Below are 24,719 nucleotides of genomic sequence, written 5' to 3' on the forward strand. Positions count from 1 at the left end.
CGGGAAAGGCCCCGGGACCGTACGGTTCCGGGGCCTTTCTCATGTGCGGGTGAGGCTCACGCCTTGGTGAGGTCCTCGAGCTCCTCGTCGGACTCGCGGCCCGGCGTCGGGAGGTTGAACTTGGTGATCGCGAAGCGGAAGACCACGTAGTAGATCGCCGCGAAGACGAGACCGATCGGGATGATCAGCCACGGCTTGGTCGCGAGGTTCCAGTTCAGCAGGTAGTCGATGCCGCCCGCGGAGAAGGTGAAGCCCGCGTGGACACCGAACGCCCAGGTGACGGCCATGGACACGGCGGTCAGGACCGCGTGGATGGCGTACAGGACCGGCGCGATGAACATGAAGGTGAACTCGATCGGCTCCGTGATGCCGGTGACGAAGGAGGTCAGCGCGAGGGAGACCATCATGCCCATCACGGCCTTGCGGCGCTCGGGGCGAGCGGCGTGGGCGATGGCGATGGCGGCGGCCGGCAGGCCGAACATCATGATCGGGAAGAAGCCCGACATGAAGATTCCGGCGCTCGGGTCACCGGCGAAGAAGCGGTTGAGGTCACCGTGGACGACCTCGCCGGCGGCGTTGGTGAAGTCACCGATCTGGAACCAGGAGACGGTGTTCACGAACTGGTGCATGCCGACCGGGATCAGCGCGCGGTTGATGAGACCGAAGAGGCCGGCGCCACCGGCGCCGAGGCCGGTCATCCACTCGCCGAAGTTGGAGATGCCCTCACCGATGGGCTCCCACACCAGGCCGAAGACGACGCCGACGAGGGTGCCGACGAAGGCCATGATGATCGGGACGAGACGGCGGCCGTTGAAGAAGCCGAGCCAGTCGACGAGCTTGGTCCGGTGGAACTTCTGCCACAGGACGGCCGCGATGAGACCCATCAGGATGCCGCCGAGGACACCGGGGTTGTTGTACTTCGCGGCGACGTCGACGCCCTTGTTGGCCGTCGTGTTGATGACGGCGTCGGCGACGGGGAAGGCCTTCAGCACGTTGCTGTAGACCAGGAAGCCGACGAGCGCGGCCAGGGCGGTGGAGCCGTCCGCCTTCTTGGCGAAGCCGATGGCGACACCGATGCAGAAGAGCAGGGGCAGGTTGTCGAAGACCGCGCCGCCTGCGGTGGCGAAGACGGAGGCGACCTTGTCCCAGCCGAGGCCTTCGGCACCGAACACGTCGGGCTGGCCGAGACGGAGCAAGATACCCGCGGCCGGCAGCACGGCGATCGGCAGCTGCAGGCTGCGACCGACCTTCTGCAGGCCCTGGAACAGGCCGGATCCGCGCTTCTTCGCGGGAGCGGCGGCCTGGGCGGTGGCCGTACTCATCAACTTCCTCCAGTAAGGCAAGGCGCCGCCAGAGGACAGTGAAAAGGGGGGACGGCGACGTCTCGTGGAACGCGGTGGTCTGGACCGCGTGGTCTACACCAATGAGTGGTGTAGACCAGTTGTAGCACGTGAGACTTAGATAAGGAACCTGCGAATTCTGTGCGCTCAGCCATAGCTGGAAATGAACGACATAAGGCCCCCGGACCGTCAGGTCCAGGGGCCTTTCAAGGGCCTTACGCGGGGGTCTTGCGCAGGGACCAAGGCCCCGAAACGGTCAGGCGACGAAGGGTGCGCGGGGGGTCACTTGACGTTGTCCCGCTCCATCTCCTCCTCGACCTCCTCCGGCTCGCGGCCGGGCGTCGGGAGATTGAACTTCGTGATCGCGAACCGGAAGATCGCGTAGTACACGACCGCGAAGCCGAGACCGATGGGAATGATCAGCCACGGTTTCGTCGCCAGGTTCCAGTTGATCACGTAGTCGATCAGGCCCGCGGAGAAGCTGAAGCCGTCCTTCACGCCGAGCGCCCAGGTCACGGCCATCGACACACCCGTGAGCACGGCGTGGATCGCGTAGAGCAGCGGGGCGATGAAGAGGAACGAGTACTCGATCGGCTCGGTGATGCCGGTGACGAACGAGGTCAGCGCGACCGACAGCATCATGCCGCCGACCACCTTGCGCCGGTGCGGCTTGGCGCAGTGGGTGATCGCCAGCGCGGCCGCCGGAAGCGCGAACATCATGATCGGGAAGAAGCCCGTCAGGAACTGGCCGGCGTTCGGATCGCCCGCGAGGAACATGGGGATGTCGCCATGGACCGTCGTACCGTCCGGCTTCTCGTACGTGCCGAACTGGAACCAGATCGGCACGTTCAGGAACTGGTGCAGGCCGATGACGAGCAGCGCCCGGTTCGCCAGACCGAAGATGCCCGAACCCCACGCGCCGAGTCCGACCAGCCAGTCGCTGAAGTTCTCCAGGCCCTCACCGATCGGCGGCCAGATCCACAGGCAGAGCGAGGCGAAGGCGATCGCCACGAACGTCATGATGATGGGGACAAGGCGGCGGCCGTTGAAGAAGCCCAGCCAGTCGACCAGCTTCGTCCGGTGGTACCGCTGCCACAGGTACGCGGTGAGCAGCCCCATGACGATGCCGCCGAAGACACCGGGATTCTGGTACGTGTAAGCGGCGAAGGAGTCGTCGACGGCGAGGCAGCCGCCGTTGATGTCCTTCGTCCCCGCCGGGCAGTCCTTGGGGAACTGGCGCAGGACCGTGTAGTAGACGAGGAAGCCGACCACGGCCGCCAGCGCGGTCGAACCGTCCGACTTCTTCGCCATGCCGATGGCGACACCGATGCAGAACAGCAGGGGCAGGCCGAGGTTGCCGTCGAGCAGCGCGCCGCCCGCGCCCGCCATCACCGCGGCGACGTTGTCCCAGCCGAGACCCTCCGCGCCGAAGACGTCCGGCTGCCCGAGCCGGTTGATGATGCCCGCGGCCGGCAGGACGGCGATGGGCAGCTGAAGACTCCGGCCCATCTTCTGCAGGCCCTGGAAGAGTCCGGCCCCCCAGGACTTCTTCCCCGGCGCGGCCGCGGCGCTGTCCGTACTCATCGGCGTCCTCCCTGCCCGGAACAACCCGGGGTCCGCGTCGTGTTGCACACTGGTGTAGACCAGTTGCGATAGGCTCCCGGGAGCCCGCTGAGGACAGGCCGCCGGTGATCGTCATCATTCGGCAGAACGGCGGCACTCGCTCGCGAAGTTGGGCCAACCGTGGGTTACCGTGACAAAGCGGACCAGAGGTGCGCCGAGATTCGCGTCAGCGCGAACGGACGCGAACGGAACGGACAGGGAGAGACACATGGCCAGCAAGGCTGAGAAGATCGTCGCCGGGCTCGGCGGCATCGACAACATCGAAGAGGTCGAGGGCTGCATCACCCGCCTGCGCACCGAGGTCGTGGACGCCAGTCTGGTCGACGAAGCCGCGCTCAAGGCCGCCGGCGCCCACGGCGTCGTGAAGATGGGCACCGCGATCCAGGTCGTCATCGGCACCGACGCCGACCCGATCGCCGCCGACATCGAAGACATGATGTGAGCAGCTGACCCCGTCGGCTGAAGCCACATCGGCGCAGGGCCCGTTCCGGCAGGGGAACGGGCCCTTCCCCATGTCCCGCTAGGCTCGACCCATGTCTCGAATCGACGGCCGTACCCCCGAACAGCTCCGCCCCGTCACCATCGACCGAGGATGGAGCAAGCACGCCGAGGGCTCCGTCCTCATCTCCTTCGGCGACACCAAGGTCTTCTGCACCGCCTCCGTCACCGAAGGCGTCCCACGCTGGCGCAAGGGCACCGGCGAAGGCTGGGTCACCGGCGAGTACTCCATGCTGCCCCGCGCCACCAACACCCGCGGCGACCGCGAATCCGTCCGCGGCAAGATCGGCGGCCGCACCCACGAGATCTCCCGCCTCATCGGCCGCTCGCTGCGCGCCGTCATCGACTACAAGGCCCTCGGCGAGAACACCATCGTCCTCGACTGCGACGTCCTCCAGGCCGACGGCGGCACCCGCACCGCCGCCATCACCGGCGCGTACGTGGCTCTCGCCGACGCGGTGGCCTGGGCCCAGGGCAAGAAGCTGGTCAAGGCCGGCCGCAAGCCCCTCACCGGCACCGTCGCCGCCGTCTCCGTCGGCATCGTCGACGGAGTCCCCCTCCTCGACCTCTGCTACGAGGAGGACGTCCGCGCCGACACCGACATGAACGTCGTCTGCACCGGCGACGGCCGTTTCGTCGAGGTCCAGGGCACCGCCGAGGCCGAGCCCTTCGACCGCAAGGAGCTCAACGCCCTCCTCGACCTCGCGTCCGGCGGCTGCGCCGACCTCGCCGAGATCCAGCGCAAGGCCCTCGAAGGAACGCTGTAGTCGCAACCCGCTTCCTCCCCACGGCGTCCTGACGGGCGGGAGTACGGATAGGCTCCGTGCGCCCGTCCGTCGTTCGTCCGCACACATCTGGGGGAGGACCCGCCTTGAAGCGCCGTCTCGCACTCGCCATGGCCACGGCCGCCGCACTCACCACCGTCCTGAGCGGCTGCGCCGCCCTCGACACCGCAATGGACTGCGTCAAGACCGCCGACGCGATAGCCACGTCGGTCGACAAGCTCCAGCAGGCCGTCTCCAACGCCTCGAACGACGTCACGCAGATCGAGGAGTCCCTCAACTCGATCTCCACGGAACTCGGCAACCTCAAGAACACGACGGACAACGCGGACCTCGCGAAGGCGGTGGACGACCTCACGAAGGGCGTCGAGTCCGTCCGTACGGCCGTGAAGAACGGTGACACGACGCCGGACATCCAGCCGATCACCGACGCGGCGGGCGAGGTGGCGAAGGTCTGCACGCCGGGCTGACCGGGCCACCCCGGATAATCGAGGACATGACCCGTCTAGTCCTCGCCACCCGCAACGCGGGCAAGATCACCGAACTCCACGCGATCCTCGCCGACGCAGGTCTCGACCTGGAACTCGTCGGCGCGGACGCGTTCCCGGAGATCCCCGACGTCAAGGAAACCGGCGTCACGTTCGCCGAGAACGCCCTCCTCAAAGCCCACGCCCTGGCCCAGGCGACCGGCCTGCCGGCCGTGGCCGACGACTCGGGCCTCTGCGTCGACGTCCTCAACGGCGCCCCCGGCATCTTCTCGGCCCGCTGGGCGGGCACGCACGGCGACGACCGCGCGAACCTGAACCTGCTCCTGGCCCAGCTGTCCGACATCGCGGACGAGCACCGAGGCGCCCACTTCGCTTGCGCGGCGGCCCTGGCCCTCCCGGACGGCACGGAACGCGTCGTCGAAGGCCGCCTGGAGGGCACCCTCCGCCACACCCCGACCGGCACGAACGGCTTCGGCTACGACCCGATCCTCCAGCCGGCGGACCACGAGGTGACCTGCGCGGAACTGACCCCACAGGAAAAGAACGCGATCAGCCACCGAGGCAAGGCCTTCAGGGCCCTGGCCCCGGTGGTGAGGGAACTGCTGGGCTGAGGGGCGGTATGACGAAGGGCGCACCCCTGTCGGGGCGCGCCCTTTCGCGTGGGCCCGGTGGGACTCGAACCCACGACACACCGGACCTAAACCGGCGCCCTCTTGGCCAGCTGGGGTACGGACCCGCGGCGCCCACTGTACTGTGCTCCGCCACGCCGATTCGAGAAGGTGCCAGTCTGGCTATGGCAGGACGGGCATAGGTACCGCAAGTTCACGGCGCGGTTGTCGAGACGATCGCCGTTGGCGTGATCGATCTCGAGAACGAGTCGTCTGCCTCGCCAGGTGTCGCCGACGCCGCACGCTTCGCAGATGTTTGGAACACCCAGCTCGTCCAGCGCACGACGCAGTTGTGCGGTCTTGGTCCGAGGGGCACCTGGCTCCAGGCGGACGAGCATTTCGGCAGCTGACTTGCGGCTCTGGGCGGGGATGCCTCGTTGGTGGGCCTGCCCTACGAAGTGCTCGCAGGAGATGCCGTAGGCAGCTATGCCCCGCTTCACTCGACTGCGAGCTGCTCCGCCGTTGGGCATGCCGAGCTGCCTCAGGACGCCTGCGACACTTCGCGAGCATGCCACCGCACGTACCAAGTCGTCGTATGAGGGGACTTCGGCTCCATATCTGCGGCCGTGGAGGAAGTGCGACGTGTCGATGTCGAACTGATCAAGCTTCTTCCGGATGTGCCCGTAAGAGCAGTCTCGCGGGGAGTACCCCATGTACTCGATGATCTCCCGGATGCTGTGCGAGTGGGCCGCTGCCTCCGCCAACGCTTGCCGCGCGAACGTGCGGCGCGGGCGTACGGGCAGGCTCTCCTCCTGGAAGTGTGATGTGTCGATGCCGTAGTGCTTGAGCCTTCTGTTCAGGTAGCCACGCGGTCCACCGGCCAGTGGCGTTCCCAGCCTGCGCATCAGGTCGATCATGCTGCTTGACCTCGCGGCGGTGCGGGCCAGTAGGTCGTGGGTGTAGTTCTGTGTGGTCATGCTTTGGTCCTGCGCTTCCGGCCTCGGTACGTGTCGGTCGCGGCGTGACAGTTGGGACACAGGAACCGGAGGTTCTCCGGTCGGTTGTCCCACCACTCTGCGTTGATGTGGTCCACCTCGAGCTGCAACGGCCTGCCGTTCCACTCCTGCCCTGTGCCGCACTCCGCGCAGCGTTCCTCGACTCCCAGGAGGAGAAGGTGGCGCCGAAGGCGTTGACCCGGAATCCGGCCGTCCTCCGGTCCACGCAATCGCAGTGCGGCTCCGCGTGAAGTTCTCGTGCGCCCTCGATGCGTGGCCGTGAAGTGTGACGTGTCGATACCCAGCACTGCGAGGCGGCGGCTGATGTGCGTGTGGTGGCCACCGACGGCATCGATACCCAAGCGGCGCAGAACGTCTTGGACGCTCGCGGAGGCGGCTACCGCCTCCACGAGGATCTCCCGCGTCCACTTCGCCCCCTCCCGTTCGAAGTGCGCCGTGTCGACCCCCAGCTTCCTCATGCGGTCTCGGATGTACCTCCGCGACCCGCTCTTCGGATCCACCCCCAGCTTCCCCAGCGCCTCCGACAGCGTCCGCGACGATGCCGCCGCCTCGGCGAGACGCTCTCGCGTGTACGGACTCTCCGCCATGCCGTGCCCCTCCGCTCCGGCCGCCCGTTCGCAGCCCGTACGGACTAACGAGCCGAATATCGGACGGTTACGCCATGTCGCGTACTGTCGCGTCCGGTAAACGGAACGGGCCGCACCGCCTCGAGAGGTGGTGCGGCCCGTTCGGGTGCCGGAACCGAAAGGCTCAGACGCCCAGGTCCCTGATGATCTTGGCTACGTGGCCGGTGGCCTTGACGTTGTAGAAGGCGTGTTCCACCTTGCCGTCCTCGTCGACGACGACCGTCGAGCGGATCACGCCGGTCACCGTCTTGCCGTACAGCTTCTTCTCACCGAAGGCCCCGTACGCCTCCAGGGTCTCCTTCGACGGGTCGCCGACCAGGGTGACCTTCAGGTTCTCCTTCTCGCGGAACTTCGCCAGCTTCTCCGGCTTGTCCGGGGAGACGCCGATGACGTCGTAGCCCGCGGCGGCCAGTACGTCCAGGTTGTCCGTGAAGTCGCAGGCCTGCTTCGTGCAGCCGGGAGTGAGCGCGGCCGGGTAGAAGTAGACGATGACCTTGCGGCCCTTGTGGTCCGCGAGGGAGACCTCTTTGCCGTCCGCGTCGGGCAGGGTGAAGGCGGGGGCGGTGTCGCCGGGCTGCAGTCGCTCGCTCATGGCTCTCCTCGGGAAAGTGCGCTTACGCCTTCAGAGCCTAATGGGGGTCGGGGGCGGCCCATCCGTGCCAGAGCTGACAGACTGTCCGTCAACGACCGGAATACGACTACGGAGGCAGCGCGGTGTCGGAGTCCAGGACCCCTGCTCAGATCGAGGCGGACATCGTCCGTCGGCGCGATCAGCTCGCCGTCACGCTCGACGAGATCGGCATTCGGATGCATCCGAAGACGATCATCGGGGATGCGAAGGCCAAGGTCGCCTCGACGGTCGACCAGACCGCGGGACGCGCCTTCGTCGCCGTCAACCGCGTCGTGTCGGACGTGAAGGCACGTTTCACCGATGCGGACGGCGCCCCGCGCCTGGAGCGCGTCGTCCCGGCGGCGCTCGTGGCCGTGGCGGTCATCGGGCTGCTCGCCCGGTCCTCCCGCAAGGGCAGGCGCTGACCCCGCACTCCTCGGCAGGTAGGTTCACTCCGTGAGCGAGAACACGCACGACAAGCTGCCCATCCGGATGCTTCACGACCGGGTCCTGGTCCGCACCGACTCCCCGGAGGGGGAGCGGCGCTCCGGCGGCGGCATCCTGATTCCGGCGACCGCCGCGGTCGGCCGTCGCCTCGCCTGGGCCGAGGTGGTCGCGGTCGGTCAGAACGTCCGTACCGTCGAGATCGGTGACCGGGTGCTGTACGACCCCGAGGACCGTGCCGAGGTCGAGGTGCGGGGCGTCGCGTACGTACTGATGCGGGAGCGCGATCTGCACGCGGTGGCGGCGGACCGGTTCCAGGGCACGTCGGACTCGACCGGCCTGTATCTGTAGCGAAGGCTTTCGGAGGCCCTGGTGACGGCCGTCACCAGGGCCTTTGTGTGTTCTTTGCTAGCCTGGGGGGACCCCGACGAGACGCGCCGTACCGGGTTTCCGACAAGACGACGCACTCCTGTTGTTCCGTCTCGCGGAGGTGTCGTCGTCATGGCCTGGGTTCTTCTCGTCGTCGCGGGTCTGCTCGAAGTCGGCTGGTCGATCGGTATGAAGTACACCGACGGTTTCACCCGGCTGTGGCCGAGCGTGTTCACGGGCGCCGGGATCGTCGCCTCCATGCTGCTGCTGTCGCATGCGGCCAAGACGCTGCCGATCGGTACGGCGTACGGCGTGTGGGTGGGGATCGGCGCGGCCGGTGCGGCGGTGCTCGGCATGGTGGTGCTCGGTGAGCCGGCGACCGCCGCCCGGATCTTCTTCGTCTGTCTGCTGCTCGTCGCCGTGGTGGGGCTGAAGGCGACGTCGGGTCACTGACGCCGTACGGGTGTACGAGGGGGAAGGGGGCTGCGGGACACCGCGGCTCCCGGACCCGCCTCGCCCGTCTCGTACCAGTCGTCCTGCGAGCCCTCCGGCGTCGGCGGTACCTCCGGCATCTCCTCCGCCCCCGGCATGAGCCGGAGCTCGAAGTCGCGTGGTGCGGTTCCGGCCAGGGCCTGCCGGGTGAAGTCCGCCCAGATCTCGGCGGGCGGCCCGCCCCCGTTGATGCGGGGCAGTCCCAGGGCTCCGTACAGCGGTTCCTGGCGACCCGACTCGGGGTCCTGGCCCATGAGGGCGACGACCGTCGCGAGTTCCGGGGTGTAGCCGGCGAACCAGGCGGCCTTGTCGTCCTCGGCCGTGCCGGTCTTGCCGGCGGCGGGGCGCCCGGCGGCCCGCGCCGCCGTTCCCGTGCCGGCCTCGACGACGCTGCGGAGGATCGACGTGGTCGTGTCGGCGGCCTCGCGGCTCACCGCCTGCCGGGTGACGGGGGCCGGCGGCGCGAGGTCGCGGCCGTCCTTGCTGACGCGTGCGACCAGGGTGTACGTGCCGTGCCGGCCGTGCGCGGCGAGGGTCGCGTACGCCGTCGCCATGTCGAGGACGCTGGCGGTGGCCGGGCCGAGCGCGATGGAGGGGGAGGCGGTGAGGTCGGGGGTGGTGCCGGGCAGTCCGAGGGAGACGGCGGTGCGGCGTACGTTTCCGGGGCCGACGTCGACGGCCATCTGGGCGTAGACGGCGTTCACGGAGAGGTCGGTGGCGGTGCCGACGGCGATCTCGCCGTAGCTCTCGTCGTCCTCGTTGGCGGGGTCGTAGGGGGAGCCGTTCCAGCCTTCCACCGGGCGCCGGTTGGTGCCGTCGTAGACGGTGTACGGGGTGATCGGTTCGCCGTACTGGGTCTGCGCGCCGCTCTGCACGGCGGCCGTGAAGACGAAGGGCTTGAAGGTGGAGCCGACCTGGTAGTCGCGGCGGGTGGCGTTGTTGACGTACTGCTGGGTGTAGTCGACGCCGCCGTACATCGCGAGGACCTTCCCGGTCGCCGGGTCGACGGCGGCCGCCCCGACGCGGACGTACCGGTCGGCGGGGGAGCGGGTGGGGTCGAGCCGGGAGGTGACGCGTTCTTCGACGGCCTGGACGAGGGCTTCCTGGGTGGCGGGTTCGATGGTGGTGGTGATGCGGAAGCCGCCGCCCGCGAGGGTCTTCTCGTCGACGATGCCGTGGCTGGTCAGGTACTCCTCGACGGCCTGGACGAGGTAGCCGCGCTGGCCGGAGAGGCCGGTGGCGGAGCGGGCGGTCTGCGGGGCCGGGAAGCGGGCGGCGGCGCGGTCGGCGGGGGTCAGCCAGCCTTCGGTGACCATGCCGTCGAGTACGTAGTTCCAGCGGGCGACGGCCTTGGCGCGGTTCTCGGGGTGGGTGGTGACGTCGTAGGCGCTGGGGGCCTTGAGGAGGGAGGCGAGGTACGCGCCTTCGGCGGTGTCGAGGCCGTCGACGTCCTTGCCGTAGTAGGCGCGGGCGGCGGCCTGCAGGCCGTAGGCGTTGCGTCCGAAGTAGCTGGTGTTCAGGTAGCCCTGGAGGATCTCCTCCTTGCTCTTCTCGCGGCCGAGCCTGATCGCGATGAAGAACTCCTTGGCCTTGCGGGTGAGGGTCTGTTCCTGGCCGAGGTAGTAGTTCTTGACGTACTGCTGGGTGATGGTGGAGCCGGACTGGCGGCCCTTGCCGGTGACGGTGTTCCAGGCGGCGCGGAGCATCGCCTTGGGGTCGACGGCGCGTGAGGTGTGGAAGTCGCGGTCCTCGGCGGCGAGGACGGCCTGCCGGACGGTGAGCGGGACGCGGTCGAGGGGGACGTTCTCGCGGTTGACCTCGCCGTCGCGGGCGAGGGGGCTGCCGTCCCGGTAGAGGTAGACGTTGGACTGGGCGACGGCGGAGGCGTTGGCGGGCGGGATCTCCACCAGGAGGTAGCCGGCGACGAGGGCGCCGGCGACCAGCAGGGTGCCGAGCAGGAGGAGCCCGAGGAGGGTGCGCAGGACGCGTCGGGGGCGGCGGCGCCCCGGCCCCGGGGGTGCGGGGCGCGCGGGGGGTGGCTTCTGGCCGGGGAGGGTGGGGTCCCTCGGTTCCCAGCCCGCGCGGGTTGGCCGGGGGGCGTCGGAGTCGCTCGTGCCGGAGGAAGGGGACATGGCATCACATACTGCATGGAAGGTGCGGAAACTCCTGAATACGACCCGAGTGTGGCGCGAAAACGGGTCGCGGTGGCGTGACGCGGGCCACTAGGGTCGTGCGCTTCGCTGTCATTCGGGCAGGAAGCGGTTCTTTGTGCGGGAAAGGGAGCTTCATGCTGCGGCTGTACGCGACGGTGGCCGCGGGTGGCTTCCGGCGTCATGCCACGTATCGGGTGGCGACGGCGGCGGGCGTCTTCACCAACACCGTCTTCGGCTTCGTCCTGTCCTACACCTACATCGCCCTGTGGGACGAACGTCCGCAGCTCGGCGGCTACTCCATCGACGACGCCCTCGCCTACGTGTGGATCGGGCAGGCGCTGATCACCGTCTGCGGGATGATGGGCGGCGGCTTCGAGGACGAGCTGATCGAGCGGATCAGGACCGGCGACATCGCGGTGGACCTCTACCGTCCCGCCGACCTCCAGGCCTGGTGGTTCTCGGCCCACGCGGGCCGCTCGGCCTACCAGTTGCTCGGACGCGGGGTCGTCCCGATGGCCGTCGGCGCGCTCGCCTTCCACTTCACGCTGCCGTCGGGGCCGGGCGGCTGGATCGCCTTCCTGGTGGCGGTGGCGCTCGGTTCGACGGTCGGTTTCGCGATCTGGTACCTGGTGGCGATGAGCGCGTTCTGGCTGCTCGACGGCCAGGGAGTGGTGCAGGTCGCCTGGCTGGGCGGCCTGTTCTTCTCGGGGATGCTCCTCCCGCTGAACGTCTTCCCCGGCGCCCTCGGCGAGGTCGCCCGGATGCTGCCGTGGGCGTCGCTGCTCCAGGTGCCGGCCGATGTGTACCTGGGGAAGTACGTGGGCTGGGAGCTGGCGGGGGCGTACGCCTTCCAGGGGTGCTGGGCCCTGGTGCTGTTCGGCGCGGGGCGGGCGGCGCAGGCGGCTGCGACGCGGAAGGTGGTGGTGCAGGGTGGCTGAGGCGACTCGGGTCGGCGCGGATTCCGCCGCTGTCCATGAAGTGGATTCCGCCGGTATCCAGGAGATGGATCCCGACGCTATCCATGAGATGGATTCCGGCGCTATCCATCGAAAAAACGAAAGACGCCCATACGGCCCACTGGCCGACTCCTGGCGCACGTACCGGCTGGTGGCCGGCATGTGGATCCGGTCCACGATGACGTACCGCGCGTCCTTCGCGCTCACGCTCGTCACGAGCTTCTGCGTCACCTTCTTCGACTTCGTCGTCATCCTGCTGATGTTCGGACAGGTGAAGGGCCTCGGCGGCTTCGGCTTCGCGGAGGTGGCCCTGCTGTACGGGACGGCGGGTACGTCGTTCGGGATCGCGGACCTGACGATGGGTTCGCTGCAGCGGATGGGGAAGCGGGTCAGGGACGGCTCGCTCGACACCTTCCTGATGCGCCCGGCGCCGCTGCTCGCCCAGGTCGCGGCGGACAAGTTCGCGCTGCGGCGGTTCGGCAGGGTCGCACAGGGCCTGCTCGTCCTGGTCTGGGCCCTGCTCCTGCTCGACGTGGAGTGGACGCCGCTGAAGGTGCTGCTGCTGCCGGTGACGGTGGCCAGCGGGACGGTCATCTTCGCTTCGGTGATGGTGCTGGGCGCGTCGACGCTGTTCTGGATGCAGGACGCGGCGGAGGTGACGAACTCGTTCACGTACGGCGGGAACACCCTCCTCCAGTACCCGCCGACGATCTTCGCGCAGGAGCTGGTGCGGGGCGTGGTGTACGTCGTGCCGCTGGCGTTCGTGAGCTGGCTGCCCGCGTTGTACGTGCTCGGCCGACCGGCCCCGGCGGGGGTGCCGGAGTGGGCGGCGTTCGTGTCGCCGCTGGTGGCGGCGGTCTGCTGCGGGGTGGCGGGCCTCGCGTGGCGGGCCGGGATCCGTTCGTACCGATCGACAGGAAGCTGAGGGTGAGGGCCGTGCCGTTCATCGAGCTGGAGTCACTGGAGAAGGTCTTCACGGTCCGCGTCCGCGGAAATGCGGGCCTGTTCCGGCGTGAGAAGAGAGAGGTCAGGGCGGTCGACGGCATCAGCTTCGCCGTCGAGCGCGGGGAGATGGTCGGCTACATCGGCCCGAACGGCGCCGGGAAGTCGACCACGATCAAGATGCTGACCGGCATCCTCACCCCCAGCGGCGGCCGGCTGCGGGTCGCGGGCATCGATCCGGCGCGCGAGCGGACCCGGTTGGCCCAGCGGATAGGGGTGGTGTTCGGGCAGCGGACGACGCTCTGGTGGGACCTGCCGCTGAAGGACTCGTACCGGCTGATGCACCGGATGTACCGGATCCCGGACGCCCGCTTCCGGGAGAACCTGGACCGCTGTGTGGAGCTCCTCGAACTCGGCGAGCTGCTTGACGTACCGGTACGGCAGCTCTCCCTCGGGCAGCGGATGCGCGGCGACATCGCGGCGGCCCTCCTCCACGACCCGGAGGTGCTGTACCTGGACGAGCCGACGATCGGCCTGGACGTGGTGTCGAAGGCGCGGGTGCGGGAGTTCCTGAGGGACCTGAACACCTCCCGTGGCACGACGGTCCTGCTGACCACGCACGACCTCACGGACATCGAGCAGCTCTGCTCGCGGGTGATGGTGATCGACCACGGACGCCTGATGTACGACGGGGAGCTGAGCGGCCTGCACGCGGTGGGGGAGAGCGAGCGGCTCCTGATGGTGGACCTGGAACGCGAGCTTCCGCCGATCACGGACGTGCCGGGGTCCCGTTTCGTACGGTCGGAGGGCCCCCGTCAGTGGCTGGCCTTCCCGGCGACGACCTCGGCCGCCCCGTTGGTGGCGGCGGTGGCCGCGAAGTACCCCCTTCTCGACCTCTCGGTGCGGGAGCCGGACATCGAGGCGGTGATCGCGAAGATGTACGGGGGAACTCGGGAGGAGCGCCGGGAGTCCCTGAGGTAGGAGGTCGACTGATGGTGAGTTTCTCGTACACGGCTGCGGACGAGGAGAAGAGCAGAGGCGTCCGGCGCATGAAGACGCTGGCGACGTCGCTGCTCGCTGCGGTGGCCGTGATCTACGCCCTGGCCACCTGGGCGGAGAACGCGGGATGGGGGCCCTGGGTGGGCTATGTCGCCGCGGCGGCCGAGGCGGGGATGGTCGGCGCGCTCGCGGACTGGTTCGCGGTCACGGCCCTCTTCCGGCACCCGCTGGGCCTGCCGATCCCGCACACGGCGATCATCCCGACGAAGAAGGACCAGCTGGGCGCGTCCCTGGGTTCGTTCGTGGGAGAGAACTTCCTCTCCGCCGACGTCGTACGGGGCAGGCTGCACGCCTTCGGCATCGGCGGCCGCCTCGGCGCGTGGCTGGCGGACCCGGCGCACGCGGACCGTGTCACGGCGGAGGCGTCGACGGCGCTGCGGGGAGCGCTGACGGTCCTGCGGGATGCGGACGTCCAGGCGGTGGTGGGGGAGGCGATCACCCGGAGGGCGGAAGCGGTGGAGATCGCCCCGGGCATCGGCAAGACGCTGGAGCAGATCGTCTCCGACGGGGCCCACCACCGCGCGGTGGACCTGGTCTGCACGCGGGCGCACGACTGGCTGGTCACGCACGGGGACTCGGTGATGGACGCGGTGCAGGGCGGGGCGCCGGGCTGGACCCCCCGCTTCGTCGACAGGCGCATCGGCGAACGCGTCTACAAGGAGCTCCTCCGCTTCGTGACGGAGATGCGGGACATGCCGGCCCACCCGGCACGCGGCGCGATCGACCGCTTCCTGACGGACTTCGCGGCCGACCTCCAGGCGGACACGGACACCCGGGCCCGCGTGGAGCGACTCAAGTCGGACCTCCTGGCCCGACCGGAGATCCAGGACATCATCGCCTCGGCCTGGTCGTCGATCCGCTCGCTGATCATGGCGGCGGCCGAGGACGACCGCAGCCAACTCCGCCTCCGCGCCCGCGCCTCCCTGATCTCCCTGGGCGTCCGCCTGTCGACGGACGCCCGCCTCCAGGAGAAGGTCGAGGGCTGGGCGGAGGACGCGGCGGCGTACGTGGTGACGACGTACCGGAACGAGATCACGTCCCTGATCACGGACACGGTGGCAGGCTGGGACGCCACGCAGACCTCGAAGAAGATCGAAGCGAACATCGGCCGCGACCTCCAGTTCATCCGCATCAACGGCACGGTGGTCGGAGCACTGGCGGGCCTGCTGATCTACACGGTGAGCCACGGGGTGGGCGGCTGAGGGGGCTACTTCCCCCGGGTGACGGCCCAGGAGAGGGCGGCGACACCCCCGGCCACGGAGAAGACGGCGGGCCAGGCGCCGATCTTCTTGGCGAGCGGATGAGACCCGGCGAACGCGGCGACGTAAGCGGCACCGAGCCCGGCGGCCACCTTCCCTCCACCGACCTGCTGCCACTCCCGCCCGGCGACGACCCCGGCCCCGGCGAGCACGACCCCACCGAGGGGCCGCTTCTTGGTCCACCGAGCAACGGCATACCCGCCGACGAGCCCGGCGGCGGCGATGGCGGGGGAGGGGATACGGGGCATGGTGAGGGGCCCTTCCTAGGCGGGGTGCTTTCTTCGAGCCTACGAGGGCGCGTGAACGGGTTCTCTGCCGGGAGTCACGCAGGCGGGGCACAGGGCCTCGTCGGCGAGCGGCCGGAAGAGCATGGGTTGGGTGTGGTGGCCGGCGCATTCGCGGGCGCCTTCGAGCCGGGCGGAGACCTGGGGTGCGGGTCGAGGCGGCAGGGCGAGGGGCGGTACGTCGCGCAGGAGGTACCGGACGAGGCCGCCGGGCCGGTGGACGGGCGTCCCGGCGCCGGGAAGGCCGCGCAGGATGTGCCGTCGACGGCGTCGGCGTCGGCGACGTCGGCCGTCTCGTCCGGAAGGTTGGAGGTCTCTTCCCCAGGGTCTTTATCTGGATGACGGTCGGTGGGCGGGGTGGTTGGCTGACCGGCGGCCGGTGCGGGGGTACTCGGTGTGACCTGCGGGGTTACGGGGTCGGGCGTCCGGCAGAGCAGCTTGACGGCCTGATCGGCGGTCAGCGGGGTATTGGATACGAGCTGTTGGGTGACCCAGCGCCCACCGGCGACCTGGACGCGCCGCTCATGCACGAACCCTTCCTCCTTCAGTTGCCGCTTGGCGCGGGTGAAGGCGTGTCCCCCGATCCGGGCACGTTGGGCGGAGGTGGAGAGGGATTCGCGGGCGCCCTGGGGGAGGGAGAGCTGCCAGGTGAGGAGCCGGACGGCGTCGGAACTGAGCCGAGGATGCCGGATGAGCTCGTGCGAGAACTGGGTGAAGGCACGCGAGGGCGCGTTAAAGTGCCGGTAGATCACGGTGGAGTCCTTGTCCACGAGTGGTTCAGGCCCCCGGCTGACGGCTGCAACCGTCACTGGGGGCTGTTTTGCGTGAACGTACAGCACAGCTTGTGTCTGGGTAGGCGCGTTAAGTGAAGAAGCCCCGTGCGAGTGAAGCCCAGGCCCAAGGGGCGTTAGAGCAGCCTGACCTCGGGCGCGTCCAGCCCACCGGGATTGATCAGCGGGGCCTGAAGCCCGACCACTTCACCTCCCCGACCCGCTAAGCGCCGCCCGACCGCCCCATTCAACAACCGCACCCCCAACCGACGGAGACCGACCCACTCACCTCCGCCACAGGCCAAGCCCCCACCCACGGGCCGTCAGGCGCACGCCAACCCCCGCCGCCGGAAGGAGCGACTCTCGGAAAGAGGGCGGTCCCACCCGAGGCCTGCCAGACACGACCACCCGAAGGGCTCGACCTCACACCAGAAGCCAGATGTCGTATGGGTGGCCAGGACCCGGGCGATTGGCGATCTGCTGCGGGGTTTTCTTGCCTCGTCACTGGAAGCCCCGTGGAAGGTCTGCGGTATGCCCGCCTCTGGGTACGAGACCCGGTTCTCGGTGTCGTGCGGGCCCGACCAAACGGTTGCGGTCGATCTTCCGGTGACGTTGGCGCACTTCGCTGGGTTGAGCGGGAGGGTTACCTGCCGGCGAGCGGGTGGCCCTTCAGGCCTCGATGCCCGAGGGGTTTCACCGTTCGCTTTGGCTTCCAGGCCACTAGGTCCTTGACGCCCTGGTCCAGCCTGGCCGCGACCTCGTCCTCGTCCAGCTCGGGATCTAGCACGTGTCGCAGCACGTGCAGGGCGAGCCTGGGGGGTACGGCATTGCCGATCTGCTGTGACACGTCGTTGCCGGCCCAGGGGTAGGCGGCGGGGAACGTCTGCAGCACTCCTGCCTCGGCACCGTTGAAACGGGCGAGGTCGTCATCGAGGTCCTTGTCGGTGCCCTTGTGGACCACGCGGTTCCGCGACACCTTGCCGGTGATCGTGGCGGAGGGGGTGTCGTGGTCACGGCGGCCGCGAGCCTCCGGCACGCCGCCGGTGCCGTAGTTGGAGACGACGGTGAACGGGGGACGGGGGCGCACCTTGTCCGAGAACGGCCGAGCGGTCTTCAGCGCGGTCTCCATGGAGACCCACTTCTCGGGCTTCCTCCGGGGCCGGCCGTTCTCGTTCTCGGAGCTCTCCGGAGGGAGGGTGTCGGTGGGGCCAGCCTTCGACGGCCCGCTGCGGGGGTACAGCTCGTGGGTCTCCCTCACCTGCGGCAGAGGATCACGGCCGGCCCGGCCGAGACGGGCCATCAGCACGGCGCGCCGTCGGGTTTGGGGAACGCCGAAGGCCTCGGTGTGCAGGAACTGCGTCGCGGTCCGGTATTCGAGGGTGTCGAGCACCGCGGCGTACTCCTCCCACACCCGCATGACCGCCGGCACCTGTTCCAGGACGACGGCCTCGTAGGCCGTCGCGCCTGGCCGCCTGCTCCGCTCGATGATCCACCACAGGGGCTGCAGGACGAGTCCGGTCCGCTCGTCGCCGAGCTCCTCGAGCCTGACCTTCAGCTTTTCGAGCACGCCGTCCAGGTCGCCGAATTCCTTGAGCAGGCGGGTGAGCCCGGCATCCGGGAATTCGAGGGTCTGAGGCGCTTTGAGCTCCTTCAGGAACCGCTTCGCCTCCTCTGCCGAGTTCCCCAGTTCCTCGAGCCTCTTCCGTATGGCCTTGCGCTTCTTGGTCCTGGCCTGCTCCACCGCGCGCTTCTCGGCCTTGAGAGCCCGTGCCTCGACCTCCTTGCGCCTGAGCTCCTCGTGGATCTGCCGCCAGGTACGGAAGACGTGCATCCAGGCCGACAGCGGGTCAGGGTCATCAGCAGTGTTCCGCACTGCCGTGTGCAGACGATCGATGTACCGGAGCACGTCGTCCAGCGCCCTGCGGCCCGCGCCGTGCCCGGCGACGGTGAAGGTCTGGCAGGGCGGTCCGCCGGTCAGCACCTGGGCATGCGGAAAGAAGGCGGCACGGTACTGCCGGACGTCGCCCTGGAAGGTGTCCATCCCTGCCCGGGCGCGGGTCGCACATGCTCCGGCGTCCCACTCGATGCCGGTCACCTCGTGCCCGAGCACATGCGCAGCCACATCGAGCCCACCGGGGCCTGCGAAGAGGTCCAAGATGCGGAACTTCGCTGGTGAGGGGCGTTCCAGTTCGATGTGACTCATGGGCCTGAATTCTAGCCGGCCGGCCGAGGTGCGCAGTACGCCTTGTCCACGCCCTGTGGATAGAGGGCAGAGCGGTCGCTATGGGCGCACCGAGTTCTTTGCCACCGGGCGGGGAGTGGCGTGAACGATCTACCTGTACGGGGCCGTCTTCCGCCCCGTGACCTGCCATTCCGACAGAGACGACTGCGGGAGGGCTGCCTGGTCCATCGTGATCTTCACCATCTGCGCGAGGTCGTCCGAGCGCGGTCACAGGACACGTACTCCGCCTCCGGCGCCTCGTCCGCCCATGTACTGGCGCTCTCCCCTGCGTGCCCAGGGTCGCTTCGCTCGTAGCGGGCGGGCCGAAGTCCGCACCGCCACGACTCTCCGAGCCCTTCGACCAGCATCGGTGCCACGGACGGGCTCCTCCACCGTCGAAGTTGGTGGGGAGAAGGCGTCGAACCATGTTTCTCGAGCGCCACGAGAATGCCAAGAGGCCTGCGTTCTCCGGCTCCGAATGCCGACTCGCCACCGCCAGGTTGCCGCCGACGAAGCGAAGTCGATCACTTATCCGTAGCCTGACCGTTCCCTTGGAGGTCGCTTCGGGGCGGTGCGCCTCAGCCGCTCCCGGTCCACCGTCGCGTGTACTGTCGCCGCGACCTCGTTCGCCGGCATGTGCTCCCAGAAGCGCAGGACCACCCATCCCTGGGCCTTGAGGTGTTCGGTCGTCTCCTCGTCGCGAGCCATGTTGCGGTCCAGCTTCTGCCTCCACCACTCGGCGTTCGCCTTCGGATGCGTGGCGTGCTCGGGGCAGCCGTGCCAGAAGCAGCCGTCGATCAGGACAGCCACCTTGACGGAGGTGAAGGCCACGTCGATCCGCCGGCGGGCCATGCCGGGCACCGGGTACTCGACGCGGTAGCGCAGGCCGGCCGCGTGCAGCAGACGGCGGACCGCGAGCTCGGCTGCGGTGTCCTTGCTGGCCTGCCTGCTCATGCGGGCCGAGACGACGGGGGAGGACGGAACGGCGTGGGACACACCTGCATTCTGCCGGAAGTCCGGTGCGTCACTCCGCCCCGTGGCACTCCCCGTACGTCCGGCCCGAGCCGCACCAGCAGGGGGAAGTGCTCGCCGGCGGCCAGGCCGCCGCGCGGCCCCTGGCCGCCAGGGTTGTCGCGTACTGGGGGAGGAGGTCCGCGTTTGAGGGGTGGGTGGATTCTGAGGCTGCGAAGGCTTCGTACGAGGGGACCGTGGCGCGGACGATGCCCAGGTTGGGGGTGCCTGCCTGGGAGAGTTCGCGGAGGGAGGCTTCGATGTCCGTGAGGTGGGCGCGGTACGTGGGGTACTCCGCCTCCAGTTCCGGGTACGCCGCCAGGAGCTCGTCCAGTTCCGGTTCCGGCCAGTGCAGGACCGCCACCGGGAACGGCCGGGAGAGGGCCGTGCGGTAGGTGCCCAGTTCCGAGCGGAGGCGGGTGATCTCCGCCTGGAGTTCCGCCGGGTCCGAGGAGCCGAGCGACCACAGGCGCTTCGGGTCGTGGAGCTCGTCCAGGGGGACCGCTGCCGTGTGCAGCCGGTCCGCCAGGTCGTCCCAGTCGTCGTGCGGCAGCGCCAGCATCCGGCGGACCCTGTGGCGGGTCATGAGGAGGGACTGCGTCGCGTGGGGGAGTTCCGTGGTCGTCTTGACCAGGAGCTCCGCCGCCTCCGTCAGCGTCGACTCCGCCGCCTCCAGCTCGTCGTGCGCCTCCAGCGTCTCCGCCGTGATCTCCCACGGGGCCGCGTCCGAGGGCCGTGCCCTGCGGAGGCCGTCGATGATCGCCCGGGCCTCGGCCTCGTGGCCGTACTCCCACAGGTTCGCCGCCTTCAGCGCCCTGATCAGGTGCGGCTGCGCCGGCTCCGGGGTCAGGAGGGAGTCGTAGAGGGCCGTCGCCCCCGGGCGGTCGCCCGCCAGTTCCAGATGGGCCGCGGCCTGGAGGAGCAGGGGCTCCCGGTCCTCCGGGTACTGCGCGGCGGTGCGCAGCAGGCGCTCGGCTTCGGTGGTGTGGGCGGCAGGCGTGTCGGGGCGCATGCGTCCCACCGTACTGCCGTGCGGGTCTGGAGAGTTGGTGCCTCAGCGCTTAAGGTGCCCGCGTGCGGGCCAGGGGGCGGGAGCGGGTGCCGGTCGTCGTCCAGTCGCGAGGGCGGCGGCGTAAGCCTGCCCGTCTGCTGTGGACGGGTGCCGAGGCCGTCGTCACCTGTGGCGTTGTCCTTCTCCTTCTCGTCGTCCACCAGCTGTGGTGGACCAACCAGGAGGCTCGTGCCGAGGCCCGCGAGCAGGTGCGTGTTCTCGAGCGGGAGTGGGACATCTCTCCACCCGTTCCTCCGCCCGATCCTTCGCCCGTTCCTCCGTCTGTCCTTCCTTCTGTTTCTCCGTCCCTTTCCTCCTCCCTCTCTCCTTCTGTCGGCGGTGGCGAGTCCCGGCCGCCCTCCGGGCCCTCCTCCTCCGCCGCCTTCGCCGTCCTCCGTATCCCCCGCCTCGGGCTCACCGCCCCCGTCGCCCACGGCGTCTCCAAGCGGTCCGTGCTCGACAGGGGGTACGTCGGCCACTACCCCGGCACCGCCGCCCCCGGCCGAACCGGGAACTTCGCGCTCGCCGGGCACCGGAACACCCACGGCGAGCCCTTCCGGTACCTGAACCGGCTGGTGAAGGGCGACGAGATCTCCGTGCGGACCCGGGATGCCACGTACACGTATCGCGTCGACCAGATCCTTCCCCGTACCGCTCCCCGCGACATCGGGGTCATACGGGCCGTGCCCCGGTCGCTCGTCAAGCCCTCGTACGGGTACGAGGCTCCCGGCGCCTACCTCACCCTCACCACCTGCACCCCGGAGTTCAGCAGCGCCTACCGGCTCGTCGTCTGGGCGACGCTCGTCCCGGACCGGTGACCTCGTGCCAGTACGAGGATGAGCACCGCGCCGGTCGCCGCCAGGCCCGCCGACACGAGCAGGGCGGTGTCCGGGCCCGCGGGCCCCAGGGCCAGCGTCAGGGCCACGCCCGCCGAGGATCCGATGTAGCGCGCGGTGTTGTTGGCGCCCGAGCCCATCGCCGCGCGCTCCGGGGGTACGGAGTCGACCGCGAGCCGGGGCAGCGCCGCGTTCAGGAGGCCGCTGCCCGCGCCCGCCAGGAGGAGGCCGGGGACGAGGCGTGGCCAGGGGCCGCCCTCGACGCTCCCGAGGAGGGCCAGGATTCCTGCCGCCGACAGGGCGAAGCCCAGGGTCAGTTGAGAGGGGGCCGAGATCGTCAGCCGGCGTGCCTGGAGGGCCACCACGAACGCCGTGCCCGACCAGAGCACGAACAGCCACGCCGCCCCCAGCGGTGACATCCCGGCCCCGCCCTGGAGCAGCGCGGGAACCACACTGAACAGGCCGATCACCGCCAGGCCCGTGAACAGCGCCCCCACGACCGACGCCAGGAACGCGGGCCTCCGCAGCAACGCCAGGTCCACCATCGGCGTACGGCTCCGGTGTTCCACCGCCGCGAACGCCGCCGTCAGGGCCGCGGAGGCCAGGAGGAGGAGGCCCACCTGGGGGCGCAGCCAGCCGTCCCTGCCCAGGGTGAGTGCCGTGAGCAGTGCCGCCAGGGCCAGGCCGAGGGTCGTCGCGCCCGCGATGTCCGGGCGGCGGTCCTGCCGATCGGGTTCCGGCCTGTCGTACGGCAGCCTCCGCGCGCCCGTCGCCGCCGTGACGAGTGCCGCCGCGCCCAGCACTCCGTACGCGAGCCGCCAGTCCGCCAGGCTCAGCACGCCCGCGAGCAGGGGGCCCAGGGCGATGCCGCCGCTGACGGACGCGCCCCAGATCCCCGTCGCCCTGATCCGGTCCCGGCCCGCCGGGTAGGCGTGGGCGAGCAGGCCCAGGCTGCCCGCGAGGACCGCCGCGCTCGCGGCGCCCTGGGCGACACGGGCGAGGGTGAAGGTGAGCGTGGAGCCGGCGAGGGCGCCGAGGGCGGTGGTGACGCCCAGGGCGAGGGTGCCGAGGAGGAAGACCCGGCGGCGCCCGTGCGCGTCGGCGAGGCTGCCGGCCACCAGGAGGAGGACGGCGAGGCCGAGCGGGGTTCCGTTGAGGAGCCATGCCTGGGCGGAGGCGGGGGTCCCGAAGGCGGCGGCCATGTCGGGGAGGGTGAGCATCGGGGCCGTGTAGTTCATCAGCGCGACGGCGGTGGCCGTGGCGGTGACGGCCAGGGTGGCCCGGCCGCCGGCGCCGTGGGGCGGGGCGGAGGCGTGGGCGGCGGGCGCGAGCTCGGGCACGGCAGGGACCTCCACCTGTAAGGGGCTTGGCTGCGCAGGCTGGGCCCAAGCTAGCAGGGTCAGTTCATTCAATGAACCTTGGTGGGTACGATGGAGCCCATGGCTCTCGGCAAGGACTACGCCCACCAGCAGTGCTCCATCGCCCGCGCCCTCGAAGTCGTCGGCGAGCGCTGGACCCTCCTCGTCGTGCGCGACGCCTTCTACGGCGTCCGCCGCTACAACGACTTCCTCACCCACCTCGGCGCCCCCCGAGCCGTCCTCGCCGCCCGCCTCCAGGCCCTCGTCGAGGCCGGTGTCCTCGACCGGCGGCGCTACCAGGAGTCGCCCCCGCGCGACGAGTACGTGCTCACCGCGCGCGGGCTCGCCCTCTGGCCGGTGCTGCGCGCGCTCGGCGCGTGGGGGCGGGCCGAGGTTCCCGGAGCCGTCCCGGTGCGCCACTTCCACCACGCCGACTGCGGCACCGAACTCGGCCCGTACGGCGAGTGCCCGGCCTGCCGCGTCCCCGTGCCGCCCGGCGACGTCGAGATGCGTCCCGGCGCCGGGCTCGACCCGGACCCCGGCGATCCGGTCGGCCGCGCGCTCCTCGGGACCCGCCGGCTCCTCGTGCCTCTCCCACACGGCTGGGAGGGCGGGAACTCCTGAAGCAGCCCGTGCGTCCTTTCGGTGAGAGACCGAGCGACGCACGACGACGAGGAGGTGGCGGGATGACGATCAGGGCACTGGTCCTGCGCGTGCTCGCGCCGCTGTTCTTCCTCCTCGCCCTCGCCGATCTCCTCCTCTCCGACGGTGGCGGCGTCGTCTCCGGTGGCGTCTCCGGCGCCGTGGCCCTCGCCGCGAGCACCGTCGTCTGCGCCCTCTTCGGAGCCCGTACGGCCCCGGCCGTGCCGCCCACCGCCGTCCGTACCGCCATCCGCGACCGCGAGCGGCGCACCGCCTTCCTGCCCCAGCGCGACCCCGACGCCGCCGGGCGTCGCAGACCCCGCGCTCCCGGCCGTCCCCTCCTGACGGCCGTGTAGGGAGCCCCCGCACCACCGGTCCGGACCGCCACATGTCCGGACCGCCGCCACCCGTCCGGATCGCCATCGGACCGGACCGGCACCATCACCCCCGGACCAGCTCCCGCGCGGATCCGTCATGCCGAGACCCGAATCCTTCCGGTTTCCCCCGGCACGACGAGACCCCACGGAGGGCTCCCTTGTCCGACCTCCTGTCCGACCTCCTGTCCGCCTTCGCCTCCCTCGTCGAGCGGCTCGCCGACCTGCTCCAGCCGCTCTTCGCCACCACCGCCACGGCCGCCGCGATCGTCCTCTGCACGATGCTCGTGCGGCTCGCGATCCACCCGCTGTCCCGGGCCTCGGCCCGCGGTCAGAAGGCCCGCACCCGGATCGCGCCGCAGATCGCCGCGCTCCGCAAGAAGCACGGCAAGAACCCCGAGCGGTTCAGGAAGGAGCTCACCGCACTGCACGCGCGGGAGAAGGTCTCGCCCCTCGCCGGGATCATGCCCAGCCTCCTCCAGGCGCCCGCGTTCCTGCTCATGTACCACCTGTTCGCCGGCGACCGGATGACCGGGCACACCCTCTTCGCCGCCCCGCTCGGCGACCACTGGGCCGACGCCCTCGCGCACGGCGGCGTCTTCGGCCCGGCCGGGCAGGTCTACCTGGTCCTCTTCGCGGTCGTCACCGGCGTGGCCGCCTTCACCTACCGCCGTACGAAGCGGCAGCTCGCCGCCCAGCCCCTCGACCTGGGACAGCCCACCCCGGGCGCCGGAGCCATCACCAAGGTCATGCCGCTGCTCTCCTTCGCCACCCTGATCACGGTCGCCGTCGTCCCGCTCGCCGCCGCCCTCTACGTGGTCACGAGCACCACCTGGTCCGCCGTCGAAAGGGCCCTCCTCTTCCGCGAGGAGGCGGAGGCCAAGCCTCTTGCTACTCGCGCGTAAGG

General features: G+C 70.0%; 26 protein-coding genes, 1 tRNA gene and 1 riboswitch. Of the genes, 15 read left to right on the forward strand and 12 right to left on the reverse strand.

Annotated features, from left to right (window positions below):
• Positions 1-56 precede the first annotated feature (56 nt).
• Both IO20_RS0116040 and IO20_RS0116045 read right to left on the reverse strand, forming a co-directional pair.
• Positions 57-1,322 (reverse strand): PTS transporter subunit EIIC, encoded by a 1,266-nt coding sequence (locus IO20_RS0116040; RefSeq protein ID WP_030554706.1) that lies wholly within the window; start codon positions 1,320-1,322, stop codon positions 57-59.
• Positions 1,323-1,622: 300 nt separating this feature from the next.
• Positions 1,623-2,924, reverse strand: coding sequence for a PTS transporter subunit EIIC (locus tag IO20_RS0116045; RefSeq protein ID WP_030554708.1), 1,302 nt, complete (start codon positions 2,922-2,924; stop codon positions 1,623-1,625).
• 169 nt (positions 2,925-3,093) lie between these two features.
• On the opposite strand from IO20_RS0116045, the gene IO20_RS0116050 reads away from it, so the two are divergent.
• The 4 genes from IO20_RS0116050 (at position 3,094) to IO20_RS0116065 (ending at position 5,342) form a co-directional block, all read left to right on the forward strand.
• A complete protein-coding gene (locus IO20_RS0116050; RefSeq protein WP_281181634.1) occupies positions 3,094-3,405 on the forward strand; it encodes a PTS sugar transporter subunit IIB in 312 nt (103 codons plus the stop codon).
• Between the two features lie 91 nt (positions 3,406-3,496).
• Positions 3,497-4,228, forward strand: a complete 732-nt coding sequence (gene rph / locus IO20_RS0116055; protein WP_030554710.1) for a ribonuclease PH — start codon at positions 3,497-3,499, stop codon at positions 4,226-4,228.
• Positions 4,229-4,356: 128 nt separating this feature from the next.
• The gene (locus tag IO20_RS0116060; RefSeq protein WP_030222217.1) at positions 4,357-4,713 is read left to right on the forward strand and encodes a hypothetical protein; all 357 of its coding nucleotides are present in this window, start codon (positions 4,357-4,359) and stop codon (positions 4,711-4,713) included.
• A 26-nt stretch (positions 4,714-4,739) separates the two neighbouring features.
• Positions 4,740-5,342 carry an XTP/dITP diphosphatase gene (locus IO20_RS0116065; RefSeq protein ID WP_030554713.1) on the forward strand — a complete coding sequence of 201 codons (603 nt, stop codon included), beginning with the start codon at positions 4,740-4,742 and terminating at the stop codon, positions 5,340-5,342.
• Between the two features lie 49 nt (positions 5,343-5,391).
• Here IO20_RS0116065 and IO20_RS0116070 read toward each other — a convergent pair.
• The 3 genes from IO20_RS0116070 to bcp form a co-directional block, all read right to left on the reverse strand.
• Positions 5,392-5,467: transfer RNA gene (locus IO20_RS0116070), tRNA-Leu, on the reverse strand.
• Positions 5,468-6,312: 845 nt separating this feature from the next.
• Positions 6,313-6,942 carry an HNH endonuclease gene (locus IO20_RS0116080; protein WP_030554714.1) on the reverse strand — a complete coding sequence of 210 codons (630 nt, stop codon included), beginning with the start codon at positions 6,940-6,942 and terminating at the stop codon, positions 6,313-6,315.
• 163 nt (positions 6,943-7,105) lie between these two features.
• The gene (gene bcp, locus IO20_RS0116085) at positions 7,106-7,573 is read right to left on the reverse strand and encodes a thioredoxin-dependent thiol peroxidase (RefSeq protein ID WP_030554716.1); all 468 of its coding nucleotides are present in this window, start codon (positions 7,571-7,573) and stop codon (positions 7,106-7,108) included.
• Between the two features lie 122 nt (positions 7,574-7,695).
• Here bcp and IO20_RS0116090 point away from each other — a divergent pair, with 122 nt between their 5' ends.
• The 3 genes from IO20_RS0116090 (at position 7,696) to IO20_RS0116100 (ending at position 8,857) form a co-directional block, all read left to right on the forward strand.
• Positions 7,696-8,016 carry a DUF3618 domain-containing protein gene (locus IO20_RS0116090; protein WP_030554718.1) on the forward strand — a complete coding sequence of 107 codons (321 nt, stop codon included), beginning with the start codon at positions 7,696-7,698 and terminating at the stop codon, positions 8,014-8,016.
• A gap of 31 nt (positions 8,017-8,047) precedes the next feature.
• Positions 8,048-8,386: a GroES family chaperonin gene (locus IO20_RS0116095; protein ID WP_030554720.1), complete on the forward strand. Its 339-nt coding sequence runs from the start codon at positions 8,048-8,050 to the stop codon at positions 8,384-8,386.
• Between the two features lie 56 nt (positions 8,387-8,442).
• Positions 8,443-8,503: riboswitch (guanidine-III (ykkC-III) riboswitch) on the forward strand.
• Between the two features lie 33 nt (positions 8,504-8,536).
• Entirely contained in the window at positions 8,537-8,857 is a 321-nt protein-coding gene (locus IO20_RS0116100; RefSeq protein ID WP_028811654.1) for a DMT family transporter, read from the forward strand.
• Here the strand turns inward: IO20_RS0116100 and IO20_RS0116105 are convergent.
• Positions 8,851-11,028: a transglycosylase domain-containing protein gene (locus IO20_RS0116105; protein WP_037635620.1), complete on the reverse strand. Its 2,178-nt coding sequence runs from the start codon at positions 11,026-11,028 to the stop codon at positions 8,851-8,853. The two genes, IO20_RS0116100 and IO20_RS0116105, sit on opposite strands and share 7 nt — an antisense overlap.
• A 158-nt stretch (positions 11,029-11,186) precedes the next feature.
• Here IO20_RS0116105 and IO20_RS0116110 point away from each other — a divergent pair, with 158 nt between their 5' ends.
• From IO20_RS0116110 to IO20_RS0116125, 4 genes are all read left to right on the forward strand, one after another.
• A complete protein-coding gene (locus tag IO20_RS0116110) occupies positions 11,187-11,987 on the forward strand; it encodes an ABC transporter permease (RefSeq protein WP_030554725.1) in 801 nt (266 codons plus the stop codon).
• Positions 11,988-12,165: 178 nt separating this feature from the next.
• Positions 12,166-12,930 (forward strand): ABC transporter permease, encoded by a 765-nt coding sequence (locus IO20_RS0116115; protein ID WP_106978663.1) that lies wholly within the window; start codon positions 12,166-12,168, stop codon positions 12,928-12,930.
• Between the two features lie 11 nt (positions 12,931-12,941).
• A complete protein-coding gene (locus tag IO20_RS0116120) occupies positions 12,942-13,928 on the forward strand; it encodes an ABC transporter ATP-binding protein (RefSeq protein ID WP_037635667.1) in 987 nt (328 codons plus the stop codon).
• 11 nt (positions 13,929-13,939) lie between these two features.
• Entirely contained in the window at positions 13,940-15,208 is a 1,269-nt protein-coding gene (locus IO20_RS0116125) for a DUF445 domain-containing protein (RefSeq protein ID WP_030554731.1), read from the forward strand.
• A 5-nt stretch (positions 15,209-15,213) separates the two neighbouring features.
• Here IO20_RS0116125 and IO20_RS0116130 read toward each other — a convergent pair whose 3' ends face one another.
• From IO20_RS0116130 to IO20_RS0116160, 5 genes are all read right to left on the reverse strand, one after another.
• Entirely contained in the window at positions 15,214-15,513 is a 300-nt protein-coding gene (locus IO20_RS0116130) for a hypothetical protein (protein WP_030554733.1), read from the reverse strand.
• Between the two features lie 74 nt (positions 15,514-15,587).
• Positions 15,588-16,301, reverse strand: coding sequence for a hypothetical protein (locus tag IO20_RS38625; protein ID WP_245684964.1), 714 nt, complete (start codon positions 16,299-16,301; stop codon positions 15,588-15,590).
• 661 nt (positions 16,302-16,962) lie between these two features.
• Positions 16,963-18,522, reverse strand: a complete 1,560-nt coding sequence (locus tag IO20_RS0116145; RefSeq protein WP_078946189.1) for a DNA cytosine methyltransferase — start codon at positions 18,520-18,522, stop codon at positions 16,963-16,965.
• A 546-nt stretch (positions 18,523-19,068) separates the two neighbouring features.
• Positions 19,069-19,494 (reverse strand): very short patch repair endonuclease, encoded by a 426-nt coding sequence (locus IO20_RS0116155; protein WP_051874725.1) that lies wholly within the window; start codon positions 19,492-19,494, stop codon positions 19,069-19,071.
• A gap of 70 nt (positions 19,495-19,564) precedes the next feature.
• Positions 19,565-20,563: an SEC-C domain-containing protein gene (locus IO20_RS0116160; RefSeq protein WP_030554740.1), complete on the reverse strand. Its 999-nt coding sequence runs from the start codon at positions 20,561-20,563 to the stop codon at positions 19,565-19,567.
• Positions 20,564-20,625: 62 nt separating this feature from the next.
• On the opposite strand from IO20_RS0116160, the gene IO20_RS38630 reads away from it, so the two are divergent.
• A complete protein-coding gene (locus IO20_RS38630; protein WP_030554741.1) occupies positions 20,626-21,420 on the forward strand; it encodes a class E sortase in 795 nt (264 codons plus the stop codon).
• On the opposite strand, the gene IO20_RS0116170 is transcribed toward IO20_RS38630, so the two are convergent.
• Positions 21,378-22,778, reverse strand: a complete 1,401-nt coding sequence (locus IO20_RS0116170) for an MFS transporter (protein WP_245684965.1) — start codon at positions 22,776-22,778, stop codon at positions 21,378-21,380. The genes IO20_RS38630 and IO20_RS0116170 overlap by 43 nt on opposite strands.
• A gap of 99 nt (positions 22,779-22,877) precedes the next feature.
• On the opposite strand from IO20_RS0116170, the gene IO20_RS0116175 reads away from it, so the two are divergent.
• The 3 genes from IO20_RS0116175 (at position 22,878) to IO20_RS0116185 (ending at position 24,717) form a co-directional block, all read left to right on the forward strand.
• A complete protein-coding gene (locus IO20_RS0116175) occupies positions 22,878-23,420 on the forward strand; it encodes a winged helix-turn-helix transcriptional regulator (RefSeq protein WP_078946190.1) in 543 nt (180 codons plus the stop codon).
• Between the two features lie 62 nt (positions 23,421-23,482).
• Positions 23,483-23,794, forward strand: a complete 312-nt coding sequence (locus IO20_RS0116180; RefSeq protein WP_030554746.1) for a DUF6412 domain-containing protein — start codon at positions 23,483-23,485, stop codon at positions 23,792-23,794.
• Between the two features lie 191 nt (positions 23,795-23,985).
• Entirely contained in the window at positions 23,986-24,717 is a 732-nt protein-coding gene (locus tag IO20_RS0116185; RefSeq protein ID WP_030554748.1) for a YidC/Oxa1 family membrane protein insertase, read from the forward strand.
• The last annotated feature ends 2 nt before the right edge of the window (positions 24,718-24,719 follow it).

It is taken from the genome of Streptomyces exfoliatus, from assembly GCF_000725545.1.
GTDB lineage: Bacteria > Actinomycetota > Actinomycetes > Streptomycetales > Streptomycetaceae > Streptomyces > Streptomyces exfoliatus.

Excerpts from the sequence above, each read along its gene's own strand:
- IO20_RS0116040 (WP_030554706.1), bottom strand. The coding sequence starts at position 1,322 with ATGAGTACGGCCACCGCCCAGGCCGCCGCTCCCGCGAAGAAGCGCGGA.
- IO20_RS0116045 (WP_030554708.1), bottom strand. The coding sequence starts at position 2,924 with ATGAGTACGGACAGCGCCGCGGCCGCGCCGGGGAAGAAGTCCTGGGGG.
- IO20_RS0116175 (WP_078946190.1), top strand. The coding sequence starts at position 22,878 with ATGGCTCTCGGCAAGGACTACGCCCACCAGCAGTGCTCCATCGCCCGC.
- IO20_RS0116155 (WP_051874725.1), bottom strand. The coding sequence starts at position 19,494 with ATGAGCAGGCAGGCCAGCAAGGACACCGCAGCCGAGCTCGCGGTCCGC.
- IO20_RS0116100 (WP_028811654.1), top strand. The coding sequence starts at position 8,537 with ATGGCCTGGGTTCTTCTCGTCGTCGCGGGTCTGCTCGAAGTCGGCTGG.
- IO20_RS0116105 (WP_037635620.1), bottom strand. The coding sequence starts at position 11,028 with ATGTCCCCTTCCTCCGGCACGAGCGACTCCGACGCCCCCCGGCCAACC.
- rph (WP_030554710.1), top strand. The coding sequence starts at position 3,497 with ATGTCTCGAATCGACGGCCGTACCCCCGAACAGCTCCGCCCCGTCACC.
- IO20_RS0116180 (WP_030554746.1), top strand. The coding sequence starts at position 23,483 with ATGACGATCAGGGCACTGGTCCTGCGCGTGCTCGCGCCGCTGTTCTTC.
- IO20_RS0116115 (WP_106978663.1), top strand. The coding sequence starts at position 12,166 with ATGTGGATCCGGTCCACGATGACGTACCGCGCGTCCTTCGCGCTCACG.
- IO20_RS0116125 (WP_030554731.1), top strand. The coding sequence starts at position 13,940 with ATGGTGAGTTTCTCGTACACGGCTGCGGACGAGGAGAAGAGCAGAGGC.
- IO20_RS0116130 (WP_030554733.1), bottom strand. The coding sequence starts at position 15,513 with ATGCCCCGTATCCCCTCCCCCGCCATCGCCGCCGCCGGGCTCGTCGGC.
- IO20_RS0116080 (WP_030554714.1), bottom strand. The coding sequence starts at position 6,942 with ATGGCGGAGAGTCCGTACACGCGAGAGCGTCTCGCCGAGGCGGCGGCA.
- IO20_RS0116060 (WP_030222217.1), top strand. The coding sequence starts at position 4,357 with ATGGCCACGGCCGCCGCACTCACCACCGTCCTGAGCGGCTGCGCCGCC.
- IO20_RS0116145 (WP_078946189.1), bottom strand. The coding sequence starts at position 18,522 with ATGAGTCACATCGAACTGGAACGCCCCTCACCAGCGAAGTTCCGCATC.
- IO20_RS0116065 (WP_030554713.1), top strand. The coding sequence starts at position 4,740 with ATGACCCGTCTAGTCCTCGCCACCCGCAACGCGGGCAAGATCACCGAA.
- bcp (WP_030554716.1), bottom strand. The coding sequence starts at position 7,573 with ATGAGCGAGCGACTGCAGCCCGGCGACACCGCCCCCGCCTTCACCCTG.
- IO20_RS0116160 (WP_030554740.1), bottom strand. The coding sequence starts at position 20,563 with ATGCGCCCCGACACGCCTGCCGCCCACACCACCGAAGCCGAGCGCCTG.